The 15,590-nt window shown below is 69.6% G+C and carries 10 protein-coding genes and 2 pseudogenes; 9 read left to right on the top strand and 3 right to left on the bottom strand.

The features are described 5' to 3' along the window. On the bottom strand, positions 1-661 hold a 661-nt coding region (gene prmC / locus QAA18_RS09440; RefSeq protein WP_279412679.1), incomplete at its 3' end, for a peptide chain release factor N(5)-glutamine methyltransferase. 36 nt (positions 662-697) lie between these two features. Further along, positions 698-3,379 (bottom strand): M1 family metallopeptidase, encoded by a 2,682-nt coding sequence (locus tag QAA18_RS09445; RefSeq protein ID WP_279412680.1) that lies wholly within the window; start codon positions 3,377-3,379, stop codon positions 698-700. Positions 3,380-3,514: 135 nt separating this feature from the next. On the opposite strand from QAA18_RS09445, the gene QAA18_RS09450 reads away from it, so the two are divergent. Both QAA18_RS09450 and QAA18_RS09455 read left to right on the top strand, forming a co-directional pair. Further along, on the top strand, positions 3,515-7,822 hold the full coding sequence (locus QAA18_RS09450; RefSeq protein ID WP_279412681.1) for a DEAD/DEAH box helicase: 4,308 nt from the start codon (positions 3,515-3,517) through the stop codon (positions 7,820-7,822). Positions 7,823-7,887: 65 nt separating this feature from the next. Then, a pseudogene (locus tag QAA18_RS09455) lies at positions 7,888-8,508 on the top strand (UdgX family uracil-DNA binding protein); the annotation flags it as partial. Here the strand turns inward: QAA18_RS09455 and QAA18_RS09460 are convergent. Beyond that, positions 8,505-8,876, bottom strand: coding sequence for a hypothetical protein (locus QAA18_RS09460; RefSeq protein ID WP_279412682.1), 372 nt, complete (start codon positions 8,874-8,876; stop codon positions 8,505-8,507). The pseudogene QAA18_RS09455 and the gene QAA18_RS09460 overlap by 4 nt on opposite strands. A 216-nt stretch (positions 8,877-9,092) precedes the next feature. On the opposite strand from QAA18_RS09460, the gene ahpC reads away from it, so the two are divergent. From ahpC to QAA18_RS09495, 7 genes and pseudogenes are all read left to right on the top strand, one after another. Then, positions 9,093-9,656 carry an alkyl hydroperoxide reductase subunit C gene (ahpC, locus tag QAA18_RS09465; RefSeq protein WP_279412683.1) on the top strand — a complete coding sequence of 188 codons (564 nt, stop codon included), beginning with the start codon at positions 9,093-9,095 and terminating at the stop codon, positions 9,654-9,656. Positions 9,657-9,750: 94 nt separating this feature from the next. After that, the gene (gene ahpF / locus QAA18_RS09470) at positions 9,751-11,331 is read left to right on the top strand and encodes an alkyl hydroperoxide reductase subunit F (protein ID WP_279412684.1); all 1,581 of its coding nucleotides are present in this window, start codon (positions 9,751-9,753) and stop codon (positions 11,329-11,331) included. After that, positions 11,328-12,299, top strand: a complete 972-nt coding sequence (locus QAA18_RS09475; protein ID WP_279412685.1) for a LysR substrate-binding domain-containing protein — start codon at positions 11,328-11,330, stop codon at positions 12,297-12,299. Before ahpF ends, QAA18_RS09475 begins: the two co-directional genes overlap by 4 nt. Before the next feature lie 75 nt (positions 12,300-12,374). Then, positions 12,375-12,794 (top strand): nucleoside diphosphate kinase regulator, encoded by a 420-nt coding sequence (rnk, locus tag QAA18_RS09480; RefSeq protein ID WP_279412686.1) that lies wholly within the window; start codon positions 12,375-12,377, stop codon positions 12,792-12,794. 40 nt (positions 12,795-12,834) lie between these two features. Further along, a complete protein-coding gene (locus QAA18_RS09485; RefSeq protein WP_279412687.1) occupies positions 12,835-14,586 on the top strand; it encodes a glutamine--tRNA ligase/YqeY domain fusion protein in 1,752 nt (583 codons plus the stop codon). Between the two features lie 25 nt (positions 14,587-14,611). Next, complete coding sequence (locus QAA18_RS09490; RefSeq protein ID WP_279412688.1) at positions 14,612-15,172, top strand: nucleoside deaminase; 561 nt, start codon at positions 14,612-14,614, stop codon at positions 15,170-15,172. A gap of 13 nt (positions 15,173-15,185) precedes the next feature. Next, positions 15,186-15,590, top strand: a pseudogene (locus QAA18_RS09495) (23S rRNA (cytidine(2498)-2'-O)-methyltransferase RlmM); the annotation flags it as partial.

The following is a 15,590-nucleotide window of genomic DNA, read 5'->3' on the forward strand; positions in this document are numbered from 1 at the left end:
CGCCGGCGACGATGCGGCGGATCGCGTCCAGGCCGTCGCTGCCGGACGACAGCGCCATCGCAGGCTCGAAGCGCAGGTCGCCCGCTTCCAGGTGCGGATCGCCTTCCGCAATGTAGGGCGGATTGCTCGCCACCAGGTCGAAACGTTCGCCGTGCAGCGGAGCGAGCCAGTCGCCTTCGCGGAACCCGACATTGCCGATACCCAATGCGTCGGCATTGGCGCGGGCCACGGCCAATGCAGCCGCACTGGCGTCGGTGGCGACCACCGATGCGCGCGGCCGCTCGCTCGCCAGGGCCAGCGCGATCGCGCCGCTGCCCGTACCTAGGTCGGCGATGCGCAGTTCCCGGTCCGCCGGCAAGCGCTCCAACGCGAGTTCGACCAGCAGCTCGGTTTCCGGACGCGGCACCAGTGTGTCCGGCGTGACCTGCAGTTCGAGATGGCGGAACCCGCGGCGTCCGGTCAGGTAGGCGACGGGCTCACCGGCGACGCGGCGGGCGACGAGTGTTCCGAAACGGTCGGCCGTAGCGCCGTCGGCCTCGTCGTCGCCGTGCGCATACAGCCACGTCCGTGATCGGCCGGCGGCGTGCGCAAGCAAAAGCGCCGCGTCGACAGGGTCGACACGGCGCGTGGCTTCACGGAGCAACTGGTCGAAACGGGCCATGCCGCCATGGTAGCGGCACGGCCCGCCGCGATGGGCTCAGCGCTTCGGGAACTCGACCGGCAGGTCCTTGCGCGCTTCCACCTGGGCAGCGCACATGCGGACGCCCTCGAGGGTCTGTTTCAGCTCGCGCGGGCCGCCTTCGACGTCGGCCATGCGCGTGGTGAACTTGCCTTCCAGCTCCGCGGCCTCGGCTTCGCTGCACATGCCCGCGGCATACAGCTGCACGATCGCCGCGCCGGCCGGGGCGAGCTTGGCCTGGAGCTGCTCGAAGTGCTCGTCGATCCAGGTGCGCAGGCCCGGCCGGGTCGCCTCGTCGCCCGTCTGGCCGCCCACCACCGGGAAGATCTCGTTCCGGCGCAGCAGGCCTTCCTCGAACACCAGCGCACGCGCGCGTTCGTTCAGCGTTTCGTCGAGGGTGCCGCCCATCGCGCCGAGCAGCTGGCTGCGCAGCACTGCGTCCTGGCTGGCCCGGAAGTGCTTCTCCGCCGCGTCGAACGCAGCCTTGCCGCCTTCCTCCACGGCTACGGCCAGCGCGGTGCCGCGCAGGTCCTGCGCCACCGCGTCGAGGTCGAGCGCACCATCGGCATCCAGGCCGAGCACCGCACGGCCGGCCTGGTTCATCTGGCCGCGCACGGTTTCGTCCTTCAGGGTGTTGGCGAAGAAGCCGATCAGGGTGCTGCGCAGCAGGGTGTCGTCATCCGGCTCGCCGGCCTTGGCCGTCATCCCGAGCTGCTGCAGGCGCGGCCTGTAGATCGCGGCCACCTTGGCGTGGAAGGCATCGCGCGCCGCGTCGTCGGCGAGCAGGCGCTGTGCGATCCATTCGGTGCTGCCCATGCCGGCGGTCACCGTCTGCCGCACCGGCGCCGAGGCGAACTGCGGCAGGGCGGCGAGGAGCTGCGACGGCGTCAGGGTGCCGGCGCCGTAGGCGGCGGTCACCGAATCGGCGTACACGCGCTGCTCGCGCTCGTCGAGTTGCGCGAACGCACCGGACAGCGCCTGCTGCAGCTTCGGCGCGAGCGAGAAGCGGTAATAGCCGGTGCCGTGCGCGTTCGGCATCACCCAGGCCGGGCAGCTACCGGCTTCGGACAGCTCCATGCGGCCCTGTTTGTCTTCGAAGAGCATCTTCGCGGTGCGCACGGTGCCGCCGTCGGCATAGCGCACGGTCAGCGGAATGCCCCACTGGCCTTCGCCGCTGGCGGCCGAACCCAGCGGCAGGTAGCGCTGCTGCTCGAGCACCAGCGCCGGCTTGGCGCCGCTGCAGTCCAGGTCGACCTTGACGAACGGCACGCCCGGCTGGTCGATGAAGCTGGAGAACGCCTTGGCGATGGCCTCCGGCGCATCGCTCTGCGCGGCGACCGAGGCGATCAGGTCGGCGCTGGTGGCGTTGCCGCGCGCGTGCGCCTTCAGGTATTCGCGAATGCCGGTGCGGAACTGTTCCTCGCCGATGTACTGCTCGAACATGTTCAACGTCGCGCCACCCTTCTGGTAGGTGATGCCGTCGAACGCCGACTGGATGTCGGTGAAGTCCTTGATCGGCTCGTGCACGCGGCGCGTGCTGGCCAGGCTGTCGGCGCCCATCGCGTAGATCGCACCCTCGAGCAGGCCGCGGTCGGTGTGCGCCTCGGGCTGCAGCTGGCCGTGGATCTTGTTGCCCATCCAGGTGGCGAAACCTTCGTTGAGCCACAGGTCGTCCCACCACTCCATCGTCACCAGGTCGCCGAACCACTGGTGCGCCAGCTCGTGCGCGCTCACGCCCCAGAACGCCTGGCGGCGGCCGACGGCCGAGTTCTCGTCCGGGAACATCAGGCTGTCGCGGTAGACGATCAGGCCGGCGTTCTCCATCGCACCGGCCCAGAAGTCCGGCGCGGCCAGGTTGTCGAGCTTGGCGAAGGGATATTCGGTGCCGAAATATTCCTCGAGCGCGAGCACGATCGCCGGGGTGTTCGCCAGCGAGTAGGTCATCTTTTCGCCCATGCCCCTGGCGGCGATGCCGCGCAGCTCGACCGGGCGCGAGCGCTGCGCGCTGGCCGGGATGTCGGGGCCTTCCACCACGTCCCAGGGACCGACCGCGAACGCGATCAGGTAGCTGGGCAGCGCTTCGGTCTTCTCGAAGACGACCTTCTTCATCGGGCCGTCGAGGTCGGTGGTACTGGCCTCCGGGGCATTGGCCACGGCGACCGCCGCATCGGGCACGATCATGGTCATGCGCCAGGGCTGCTTGAAGCTGGGCTCGTCGAAGCCCGGGAACGCGGTGCGCGCCCCCAGCGGTTCCATCTGGGTGACGACATAGTCGTTGCCGTCCGGCTTGACCTTGTAGGCGCCCTGCAGCTCGCCGAACGGCGCGTCGTAGTCGATCGCGATCACGCCCTTGCCGGCAGCGATGGCCATAGGCGCGGTGAGCTTGAGCACGCCCGAAACGTCGACCTCCGCTGCGGTGAGCACCTGCTCCTTGCCGTTGGCGGGTTTGTAGACCGCCTTCGTGATGGAAAGCCCCTTGCCATGCATCCAGATGACGTCGGTCGCCTTGGCGACGTCGACGCTGATGTCGACATGGCCCGAGAACCGCGGCTGCGCCGGATCGATGGTCAGTTGCAGCGCGACTTCGCTGGGCACCACGGTACGCGGCAGCGGGCCGGTGGGAACGGAGGCATCGGCGGCGTGCGCCATGCCGGTGGCGGCGAGCAGGGCGGTGGCAAGCAAGCTGGGACGCAAGGTCATCACGGGTTCTCGGGGACGGTGACCAAGCAGCCAGCCTACCCCGCGCGGCCCTGGCCGCGACCCTGACAGAAGTCCCGGGTGCGCGCCGCCGCTGCCGTCGCAGATCCTGCGACAGCCCCGGCGGATAATGTTTCGATGCCCCTGTCTGCCTTCCATCCCGCGGTCTCGGCCTGGTTCGAACGCGCCTTTCCCGGGCCCACGGAGGCCCAGCAGCAGGCTTGGCCCGCGATCGGTTCCGGCCGCCACACCCTGGTCGCTGCCCCGACCGGCTCGGGCAAGACCCTGACCGCATTCATGTCTGCGATCGACGCGCTGGTCCGCCAGGGCCTGGCGACCGGCGGCCTGCCCGACGCCACCCAGGTGGTCTACGTCTCGCCGCTGAAGGCGCTGTCCAACGACATCCACCTCAACCTCGAGGCGCCGCTGGCCGGCATCCGCGAGGAACTGGCGCGGATGGGCCTGCCCGAGGTGGAAATCCGGACCGCCGTGCGCACCGGCGACACGCCGCAGGGCGAGCGCGCGGCGATGCGCAAGCGCCCGCCGCACATCCTGGTGACCACGCCCGAATCGCTGTACGTGCTGCTGGGTTCGGAGTCCGGCCGGGCGATGCTGGCGCCGGCGCGCACCGTGATCGTCGACGAGATCCACGCCGTGGCCGGGAGCAAGCGCGGCAGCCACCTGGCGCTGTCGCTCGAACGCCTGGAAGCCCTGTGCGGCACCCGCCTGGTCCGGATCGGACTGTCGGCCACGCAGAAGCCGATCGAGGAAGTCGCCCGTTTCCTCGTCGGCGATGGCGACAGCTGCGAGATCGTCGACATCGGCTATTCGCGGCAACGCGACCTTGCCCTTGAGCTGCCGCCGGTGCCCCTGCAACCGGTGATGTCCAACGAGCAATGGGACCTGGTCTACGCGCGGCTGGCGCAACTGGTCGAGGCGCACCGCACGACGCTGGTGTTCGTCAACACGCGGCGCATGGCCGAGCGCGCGGCGCGCCACCTCGGCGAGTTGCTGGGCAAGGAACACGTGGCCGCGCACCACGGCAGCCTGTCGAAGGAACTGCGCCTGGACGCCGAGCAGCGGCTGAAGGCCGGCTCGCTCAAGGTGCTGGTCGCGACCGCGTCGCTGGAACTGGGCATCGACATCGGCGACGTCGACCTGGTCTGCCAGCTGGGCTCGCCGCGCTCGATCGCCGCGTTCCTGCAACGCGTGGGGCGCTCGGGCCACTTCGTCGGCGGCACGCCGAAGGGACGGCTGTTCCCGACCTCGCGCGAGGACCTGGTCGAATGCGCCGCCCTGCTCGACTGCGTGCGGCGCGGTGAGCTCGACGCGCTGGTGATGCCGAAGGCGCCGCTGGACGTGCTGGCGCAGCAGATCGTCGCCGAGGTCGCGGCGCGGGAATGGGACGAGGGCGCGCTGTACGACACCATGCGTCGCGCCTGGCCGTATCGCGAACTCGCCCGCGAGGATTTCGACGAAGTCGTGCGCATGCTCGCCGACGGCTACGCCACGCGTCGCGGCAACCGCGGCAGCTACCTGCACCGCGACGCCGTGCACGGGCGCCTGCGCGGCCGCGCCGGGGGGCGCATGACCGCGGTGATGTCCGGCGGCACCATCCCGGACACCGGCGACTACAACGTGGTGATGGAGCCGCAGTCGATCGTCATCGGCACGGTCAACGAGGATTTCGCCATCGAGTCGATGGCCGGCGACATCTTCCAGCTCGGCAACGCCAGCTACCGGATCCTGCGGGTCGAGGCCGGGCGCGTGCGGGTGGAGGATGCGCAGGGGCAGCCGCCCACCATTCCCTTCTGGCTCGGCGAAGCGCCCGGCCGCACCGACGAGATGTCGATCGGCGTCTCGCGCCTGCGCGAGGAGATCGCCGCGCGGCTGGACGTGGACAACGCACCGCTCGTGGCCTGGCTGGTCGAAACGCTCGGCCTGCCGCCGGAAGCCGCCCACCAGCTGGCCGATTACTGCGCCAACCAGCAGGCCGCGCTCGGGGTCATGCCGAGCCGCGACACCATCGCCATCGAACGCTTCTTCGACGAATCCGGCGGCACCCAGCTGGTCATCCACACCCCGTACGGCAGCCGCATCAACCGCGCGTGGGGGCTGGCCCTGCGCAAGCGCTTCTGCCGGAAATTCAACTTCGAGCTGCAGGCGGCCGCGACCGAGAACGCGATCGTGCTGTCGCTGTCGACCAGCCATTCGTTCCCGCTGATCGAGGTCGCCAGTTACCTGCACTCGTCTTCGGCCGAACACATCCTGGTCCAGGCCCTGCTCGATGCGCCGCTGTTCGGCGTGCGCTGGCGCTGGAACGCCACCACCGCGCTCGCACTGCCGCGTTTCGTCGGCGGGAAGAAGGTGGCGCCGCAACTGCAGCGGATGAAGTCCGAGGACCTGCTGGCCAGCGTGTTCCCCGACCAGGTTGCGTGCCTGGAGAACATCGTGGGCGAACGCGAGGTGCCCGACCATCCGCTGGTCGCGCAGACCCTGGACGACTGCCTGCACGAGGCAATGGACACCGAGGGCTGGCTGGCGCTGCTGCAACGGGTGGAAAGTGGCGAAGTGGAGGTTGTCGCGCGCGACCTCACCGCACCGTCGCCGTTCGCGGCCGAGGCGCTCAGCGCCAAGCCCTACGCCTTCCTCGACGACGCCCCGCTCGAGGAGCGCCGCACCCAGGCGGTGGCGACGCGCGGCTACGGCGACCGCGGCGACGTGGGCGACCTGGCACGCCTGGACGCCGGCGCGATCGCCGACGTGCGCGAGCAGGCCTGGCCGCGGGCGCGCAATGCCGATGAAATGCACGAGGCATTGATGGCGCTGGGCTGCCTGGCCGCGCGCGAGGCGCTTTCGAACCCGGGCTGGCCGGAACTGCTGCAGCAACTGGCCAATGCGCGCCGCGCCACGCGCGTGGACGCCGGTGCCAGTCTTTGGTTCGCCGCCGAACGCCTGCCGCAGGCGCTGGCGCTGTACCCGGGCGCCAAACAAGCCCCCGCCGTGGAAGCGCCCGCCGAGTACGCGCGCGAAACCTGGTCCCGCGAGAAGGCGCTGGTCGAACTGCTGCGCGCGCGCCTGTCCGGGCTCGGCCCTGTTGCCGCCGGCGTCCTCGCCGACCAGCTGGCGCTGCAGCAGCTCGATGTCGACATGGCGCTGGCCGGGCTGGAAGGCGAAGGCTATGCGATGCGCGGGCACTTCAGCGGCACCCCTGCCGAGGAGTGGTGCGAACGCCAGTTGCTGGCGCGCATCCATCGCCAGACCCTCGGCCGCCTGCGCAAGGAAATCGAACCGGTGGCGGCGCACGACTTCATGCGCTTCCTCGCGGCCTGGCAGCGCGTGTCGAAGGACAGCAGGACCAGCGGTCCGGAAGCGCTGGCGGGCGTGTTGGCGCAACTGGAAGGTTTCGAGGCTCCGGCCGGCGCCTGGGAAGCCGAATTGCTGCCGGCGCGGGTGTCGGACTACTCCCTGTCCTGGCTCGACGACCTGTGCACCGCCGGCCGCATCGCCTGGACGCGATTGCGCGGCGCCTCAGCTTCCGCCGACGGCGGCAGCGCGCGCAACGCGCCCGTGCGCACCACGCCCATCGCCCTGCTGCCGCGCCGGCAACTGGCGCTGTGGACGCGCGTCACCGCCGTCCAGCACGACGACGAGCCCGCGCTGTCGTCGCGCGCGGAGAAGGTAGCGGACTACCTGCGCGAACACGGTGCATCGTTCTTCGACGAACTCGTGTCGGGCGCGCACCTGTTGCGCACCGAGCTGGAAGAGGCGCTGGCCGAACTGGTCGCGCGCGGCCGCGTGCACTGCGACAGCTTCGCCGGCCTGCGCGCCTTGCTGGTACCGCAGTCGAAGCGGCCCTCCGCCTTCAACCGGCGCGGCCGCCGTGCCGCCCTGTTCGGCATCGAGGATGCCGGGCGCTGGACGCTGGCGCGCCGCGAATCGGCCGGCGCCGCGCCGCAGAAGCTGGAGCCGGAGGCGGTCGAGCACATCGCCCGCACCCTGCTGCGCCGCTACGGCGTGGTGTGCTGGCGGCTGCTCGAACGCGAAGCCGCGTGGCTGCCGACCTGGCGCGAGCTGCTGCGCGTCTACCATCGCCTCGAGGCCCGCGGCGAGGTGCGTGGCGGACGCTTCGTCGCCGGTCTCTCCGGCGAGCAGTTCGCCCTGCCCGAGGCCGTGGCGGCGCTGCGCCAGGTGCGCAAGCAAGCGCCCGACGGCGAGTTGCTGGTGTTGTCGGCCTCCGACCCGCTCAACCTGGCCGGAACCGTGCTGCCCGGCAGCAAGGTCCCGCGCATACCGGGCGCGCGGGTGGCCTATCGCGACGGCGTGGCACTGGGTGCGCTGGTCGCCGGCGAAGTCGGCTTGTTCGTTCCGCTATCGCCCGACGACGAACGCAAGGTACACAAGGCCCTGCTGCGCGAGCCCGATTCCCTGGGCGTCCCGGCCTGACGCTCCCACCGTGCGTACACGGCCGGCGCGGGAACATCGGGGGCATGGCCACGCGGAAGCCACGCAGGCGCGCCGTTCCCGAAGGCTCGGCACCCGAACCTGTCGATGACAGCCTGGACGCCCTGCGCGATGCCGCCATGGGTTGCAAGCGCTGTCCGCTGTGGAAGCCCGCCACCGGCACGGTCTTCGGCGAAGGCCCGGCCAACGCACGCGTACTGGTCGTTGGCGAACAACCCGGCGATGCGGAGGACCTGAGCGGCCATCCGTTCGTCGGCCCCTCGGGCAAGCTCTTCGACCGCGCGCTCGAGGAATTGGGCATTGAACGAAGCCGGCTGTACGTCACCAACGCCGTCAAGCATTTCAAGTTCGAGCGCCGTGGCAAGGCCAGGCTGCACAAGAGCCCCAACGCCGGCGAACAACGCGCATGCCGCCTGTGGCTGGAAGGCGAACTGGCGCGCATCCGGCCGGACATCGTGGTGTGCCTGGGCGCGATCGCCGCGCGCAATATCTTCGGGCCTGCGTTCCGCGTCACCCGCCAACGCGGCACCTGGCAGACGCTGGCGGATGGCACCCGCGCGTTCGCCACGGTGCATCCCTCTGCAGTGCTGCGCCAGCGCGGCGACGAAGCACGGCACGCCGCATGGCGTGCGTTCGTCGCCGACCTCGCCTTGTTGCTGGACGCCTAGGCGACCGGCGCCAGCGCGGCGAGCGCCAGCAGCACGAACGCGATGACCGCCACGATGCCGTGGACGACCACCAGCCACGAAGGCAGCAACCTGCGCTCCCATTCATAGGCCAGGAACAGGATGGTGCCGCCGCCGGCGGCCACCAGGAACAACAGCAACGACCAGGCCGCGGTCGCCGGCGCGGACAACGCCAGCACCGCCCAGGCCAACAAGGCCACGCCGGCGACCGCCAGGCCGCCATGGGCCATTGCCAGCCACACGGGCGGATTGCGGTTGCCGCCGAAACGGATGCCGGCCATCGCCAGTCCGCCCAGGGCGGCCAGCAGGAACAGGACGCAGGACGTCTGCAACAGGGTGGTGACTTCCATCGCACGCCTCCTCGGGACCAGGCCTGTGCCTGGTTTCCCCGATGGAATACCCCTCTTGGTCCGCACCCGGTGAAGCCCCATGTGCAAAGGCACGGGCAGTGCATTTGTGATAGACTATGCCTATTGAATCGATGAAATCAATCGATTTGATGATTTGCATAGGCCTGCCTAAGCTGTGCCTGTTGCCTTCCACCCACCCCTCGAGGATCCAAGCCCATGTCCCTGATCAACACCACCATCAAGCCCTTCAAGGCCCAGGCCTTCAAGCAGGGCAAGTTCATCGAAGTCACCGACGCCGACCTCAAGGGCAAGTGGTCGGTCGTCGTGTTCTACCCGGCCGACTTCACCTTCGTCTGCCCGACCGAGCTCGAGGACCTGGCCGACAAGTACGAGGAGTTCAAGAAGCTCGGCGTCGAGATCTACAGCGTCTCCACCGACACCCACTTCTCGCACAAGGCCTGGCACGACACCTCCGAGGCGATCAAGAAGGTCGAGTACACGATGCTGGCCGACCCGACCGGCACCATCACCCGCAACTTCGACGTGATGATCGAGGAAGAGGGCCTGGCCCTGCGCGGCACCTTCGTGATCAACCCGGAAGGCCAGATCAAGCTGTGCGAGATCCACGACAACGGCATCGGCCGCGACGCCGGCGAACTGCTGCGCAAGGTCAAGGCCGCGCAGTACGTCGCCAGCCACCCGGGCGAAGTGTGCCCGGCCAAGTGGAAGGAAGGCGACAAGACCCTGAAGCCGTCGCTGGACCTGGTCGGCAAGATCTAAGCGTCACCCGCGTCCCGGGCGGCCAGCCCGCCCGGGATCGCCCTCCCCCGCTTCGTCTCCCCCTCCCGTCTCCCCTCTCCCCCAGGAGTCCCCCATGCTCGATGCAGACCTCAAGGCCCAGTTGACGGCCTACATGGAAAAGCTGGCGCAACCGATCGAGCTGGTCGCCTCGCTCGACGACAGCGACGCTTCGCGCGAGCTGGATGCATTGCTGCGCGACATCGCCTCGACCTCGGACAGGATCACGCTGCGCGAGGGCGACGACGCGCGCAAGCCGTCGTTCGAGATCGTGCGCGCGGGCACCGACGTGTCGGTGCGCTTCGCCGGCATCCCGATGGGCCATGAATTCACCTCGCTGGTGCTGGCGCTGCTGCAGGTCGGCGGCTACCCGGCGAAGATCGAGGAAGCGCTGGCCAACCAGGTCCGCGACCTGGAAGGCGAGTTCAATTTCGAAACCTACATGTCGCTCTCCTGCCAGAGCTGCCCGGACACGGTGCAGGCGCTGAACCTGATGAGCGTGCTCAACTCCAACATTTCCCATGTCGCCATCGACGGAGCGCTGTTCCAGGACGAGGTCCAGGCGCGCGAGGTCATGTCGGTGCCGACCGTGTTCCTCAACGGCCAGCCCTTCGACCAGGGCCGCATGACGGTCGAGCAGATCGTGGCCAGGCTCGACACCGGCGCCGCGAAAAAGGCCGCCGAACAGATCGCGAAGAAGGATCCGTTCGACGTGCTCGTGGTCGGTGGCGGCCCCGCCGGCGCCGCGGCCGCGGTCTATGCCGCGCGCAAGGGCATCCGTACCGGCATCGCCGCCGAGCGCTTCGGCGGCCAGGTGCTGGACACCATGTCCATCGAGAACTTCATCTCGGTGCAGTACACAGAGGGTCCCAAGCTGGGCGTGGCGCTGGAACAGCACGTGCGCGAATACGACGTTGACGTGATGAACCTGCAGCGCGCGACGAAGCTCGTGCCGGCCGCCGAGCCCGGCGGCCTGGTCGAGGTGCAGCTCGAGAACGGCGCCAGCCTGAAGTCGCGTACGGTGATCCTGTCCACCGGCGCGCGCTGGCGGCAGATGGGCGTGCCCGGCGAGGACCAGTACCGCAACAAGGGCGTGGCCTACTGCCCGCACTGCGACGGCCCGCTGTTCAAGGGCAAGCGCGTGGCGGTGATCGGCGGTGGCAACTCCGGCGTCGAGGCCGCCATCGACCTGGCCGGCATCGTCGAACACGTCACCGTGCTCGAGTTCGATTCGAAGCTGCGCGCCGACGAGGTGCTGCAGCGCAAGCTGCGCAGCCTGGCCAACGTCGACATCCTGGTCAGCGCGCAGACCACCGAGGTCCTGGGCGACGGCCAGAAGGTCAGCGCCCTGGTCTACAAGGATCGCGAGTCGGGCGAGAGCCGCACCATCGAGCTGGCCGGCGTGTTCGTGCAGATCGGCCTGCTGCCCAACACCGAGTGGCTCAAGGGCACCGTCGAGCTGAGCCCGCGCGGCGAGATCGTGATCGACGAGCGCGGCGCGACCTCGGTGCCGGGCGTGTTCGCCGCCGGCGACGCGACCACGGTGCCGTACAAGCAGATCGTGATCGCGATGGGCGCCGGCAGCACCGCGGCACTGAGCGCCTTCGACCACCTGATCCGCACGTCGGCGCCGGCCGCCGTGGCCGAGGCTGCGTGAACCTGCGCGACCTCCAGTACCTGGTGGCGCTGGCCGACCATCGCCACTTCGGCCGCGCGGCCGCGGCCAGCTTCGTCAGCCAGCCGACGCTGTCGACGCAGATCCGCAAGCTGGAGGAGGAACTGGGCGTGGCGCTGGTGGAACGCGCGCCACGCAAGGTGATGTTGACGCCGATCGGCCACGAGATGGCCGAGCGCGCGCGGCGTGTGCTGGGCGAGGTCGAGCAGATGCGCGAGGCCGCGCGGCGCACCCAGGATCCGGAAGCCGGAACGGTGCGGCTGGGCATGTTCCCGACCCTGGGGCCTTACCTGCTGCCGCACGCCATGCCGCTGATGCGCGCGCGCTTCCCGCGACTGGAACTGCTGCTGGTGGAAGAGAAGAGCGACGTCCTGCTCGAACGCCTGCACGAAGGCAAGCTGGACGCGGCGCTGCTGGCCATGCCGCTGCACGACGACCAGCTGCACGTCGAGTTCCTGTTCGACGAACCGTTCCTGCTGGCCGCACCGCGCCACCATCGCCTGGCCGGGCGCGATTCACTGGACGTCGGCGATCTCGCGGGCGAGCGGCTCCTGCTGCTCGAGGACGGCCATTGCCTGCGCGACCAGGCGCTGGACGTCTGCCAGCTCGCAGGCGCCAGCGAGAAGTCGGAGTTCCGCGCCACCAGCCTGGAGACGCTGCGGCAGATGGTCGCGGCCAACGTCGGCGTCACGCTGCTGCCGACCCTGGCGGTGAAGCCGCCGGTGGCACGTTCGGAGGACATCGTGCTGCTGCCTTTCCGCGACTCGCATCCGAGCCGCCGCATCGCCATGGCCTGGCGCAGGAGTTCGGCGATGGGCGGATTCCTGGGCCAGCTGGCGCAGGTATTCAGGCAATTGCCGCCGCAGCTGTTCAGCCCCGATCCGGACCTGGCGGGGTTCCGCCCGGGACGGGACGCGGGCCCTGTTGAACCGGAAGCCCGCACGGGCTAACGTTGTCCCATTCGAACGACCAGCGGGCGGGACGCGCGACGTCCTGCCCGCATTGCTATTGCCCGGAGGGAACCAATGTCCACCAATGAACCTGCTCCGCCGCTGGTGCTGTCGCGACTGGATTGCGACCGCCTCGAGGCGCTGCTCGACCGTCCGGCGCATGCCGGCCCGGCCTTCGACGCGCTGCGCGACGAAATCGCGCGCGCCGAGGTGCGCGAGCCCCGGGACATGCCCAACGATGCCATCACCATGAATTCCACCGCCCGCTTCCTCGACGAGGCCAGCGGCCAGGAGCGTGAAATGACCCTGGTGTTCCCGCACGAGGCCGACGGCAGCCCGGGCAAGGTGTCGATCCTGGCGCCGGTGGGCAGCGCCTTGCTGGGCCTGCGCACGGGCCAGTCGATCGACTGGCCGATGCCCGGCGGCAACAGCATCCGCCTGCGGGTGCTCGAGATCCGCTACCAGCCCGAGGCCGCGGGGGAATACAACCGCTGAGCTCGGCTAAACTGGCGGTTTCCCCCAGCGGTTACCGCCAGTGTCCACGGACAACCCTTCCAACGAGCCGGCCAGGCACGACTTCAGCAGGCACGACTTCATCAGGCAGATCGTCCGCGACGACCTGGCCTGCGGCAAGCACAGTGCGATCCGCACCCGTTTCCCGCCCGAACCCAACGGTTACCTGCACATCGGCCACGCCAAGGCGATCTGCCTGGACTTCGGCATCGCCGAGGAATTCGGCGGCCGCTGCAACCTGCGTTTCGACGACACCAACCCGGCGAAGGAAGACCCCGAGTACGTCGCCGCGATCCAGGAGGACGTGCGCTGGCTCGGCTTCGACTGGGCCTCCCTGCGCCATGCCTCTGACTATTTCGAGGTGTTCTACCTGGCCGCGGAGAAGCTGATCCGCCAGGGCGACGCCTACGTCGACGACCTGACCGCCGACGAGATCCGCGAATACCGCGGCACCCTGACCGAGCCCGGCCGCAATTCGCCGTACCGCGACCGTGGCGTCGAGGAGAACCTCGACCTGTTCCGGCGCATGCGCGCCGGCGAGTTCGCCGACGGTGCGCGCACCCTGCGCGCGAAGATCGACATGGCGTCGGGCAACATCACCTTGCGCGACCCGGCGATCTACCGGATCAAGAAGGTGCCGCACCAGAACACCGGCGAAGCGTGGCCGATCTACCCGATGTACGACTTCGCCCACTCGCGGTCGGACGCGATCGAGGGCAGCACCCATTCGCTGTGCACGCTGGAGTTCGAGGACCGGCGGCCGCGGTACGACTGGTGCGTGGACAAGGTCGACCTGGCCGGCCACCCGGAACTGCTCACGCCGCTGACCGATGCCGGCTTGCCGCTGGAAGCGGCCAGGCCGCGCCAGATCGAGTTCTCGCGACTCAACTTCAACTACCTGGTGATGAGCAAGCGCAAGCTGCTGGCGCTGGTGGAGGAAGGCCTGGTCGACGGCTGGGACGACCCGCGCATGCCTACCCTGCAGGGCATCCGCCGCCGCGGCTACACGCCGTCGGCCTTGCGCCTGATGGTCGACCGCGTGGGCGTGAGCAAGCAAAACTCCCTGCTCGACATCTCCGTGCTGGAAGGCGCCTTGCGCGACGACCTCGATGCTGCGGCGCCGCGACGCATGGCCGTGGTCGAACCGCTGAAGATGGTGCTCACCAACCTGCCCGGAGACCACGAGGAATCGCTGGCCTTCGCCAACCATCCCAAGGACGAGACCTTCGGCGAGCGCCGCATCCCGTTCTCGCGCGAGCTGTGGATCGAGCGCGAAGACTTCGCCGAGGTGCCGCCCAAGGGCTTCAAGCGCCTCACCGTGGGCGGCGACGTGCGCCTGCGCGGCGCCGGCATCGTGCGCTGCGACGAGGTGGTCAAGGACGACGCCGGCAACGTGGTCGAACTGCGCTGCACCCTGGATCCGGAATCGCGTCCCGGCATGGAAGGCGCCAACCGCAAGGTCAAGGGCACCATCCACTGGGTCAGCGCGCGCCACGCCGTGCCCGCGGAAATCCGCCTGTACGACCGGCTGTTCACCGTCCCGGACCCGGACGTGGACGATGGAGGCAAGACCTATCGCGACTACATCAACCCGGAATCGCGCCGCACCGTCACCGGCTACGTCGAACCCGCGGCGGCCGAAGCCGCGCCGGAGCAGTCCTTCCAGTTCGAGCGCAGCGGCTACTTCGTCGCCGACCGCCGCGACCACGCGCCGGGCCGGCCGGTGTTCAACCGCAGCGTGACCCTGCGCGACACCTGGGCGCAGAAGGCCTGAGGATCATCCCTCGAAGGAACACACGATGCTGCTTGCGCAACTGCACCTCACCCTGCCGGTCTGGGCCCACGAACTGGACCTGGAAGGCCGCGACTTCGCCGGCGACGAGGCCAAGGTCGCATTCGCGATCGAGCTGTCGCGGCGCAATGTCGAGGCGCGCAGCGGCGGGCCGTTCGGCGCGGTGGTGTTCGACGGCAACGATCGCGTGGTCAGCATCGGCGTCAACCGCGTCCTGCCGCAGAGCTGCTCGCTCGCGCACGCCGAGAACATGGCCTACATGCTGGCGCAGCAGCGCCTGCAGCGTTCGCGCCTGAACGATCCCTCCGGCCACTTCCTGCTGGCGACCTCGTCGCAGCCGTGCTGCCAGTGCTACGGCGCCACGTTCTGGGCCGGAGTCGACCGCCTGCTGATCGGCGCGCGCAGCGAGGACGTGATGCGCCTGACCGAATTCGACGAAGGCCCGTTGCCGGCCGACTGGGTCGGCGAACTGGAGAAGCGCGGCATCGAGGTGGTCCGCGACCTGCAGCGCGAGGAAGCCTGCGCCGTGCTCAAGGCCTACGGCGAGCACGGCGGGACCTTCTATTGACCGGGCTGCCGTCGTGACCGGCCTGCTCTGCTACTGCCGCGCGGGTTTCGAGCCAGAACTGGCCGCCGAACTCGGCGAGCGCGCGGCCGAAGCGGGCCTGCACGGGCACGCCCGGGCCGAGCGCGGAGACGGATTCGTCGTATTCGCCGGCGCCGATGCTGCGGAACTGGATCGCGCCCTGCCCTGGAACGGCCTCGTGTTCGCGCGGCAGAAGCTGCGGCTCATCGCCACGCTGCGCGGCATCGATCCGGCCGACCGCATCGCGCCGGTGCTCGAAGCGCTGGCGGGGCATGCGGCCTTCGGCGACCTGGTGGTGGAGCATCCGGATTCGGATGCGGGCAAGCCGCTGGCCGGGCTGGCGCGCAGTTTCGGCAATGCGTTGCGCCCGGCGCTGCGCAAGGCCGGCCTGCTGGCGCCG

It is taken from the genome of Luteimonas sp. 8-5, assembly GCF_029763755.1.
In the GTDB taxonomy this organism is placed as follows: domain Bacteria; phylum Pseudomonadota; class Gammaproteobacteria; order Xanthomonadales; family Xanthomonadaceae; genus Cognatiluteimonas.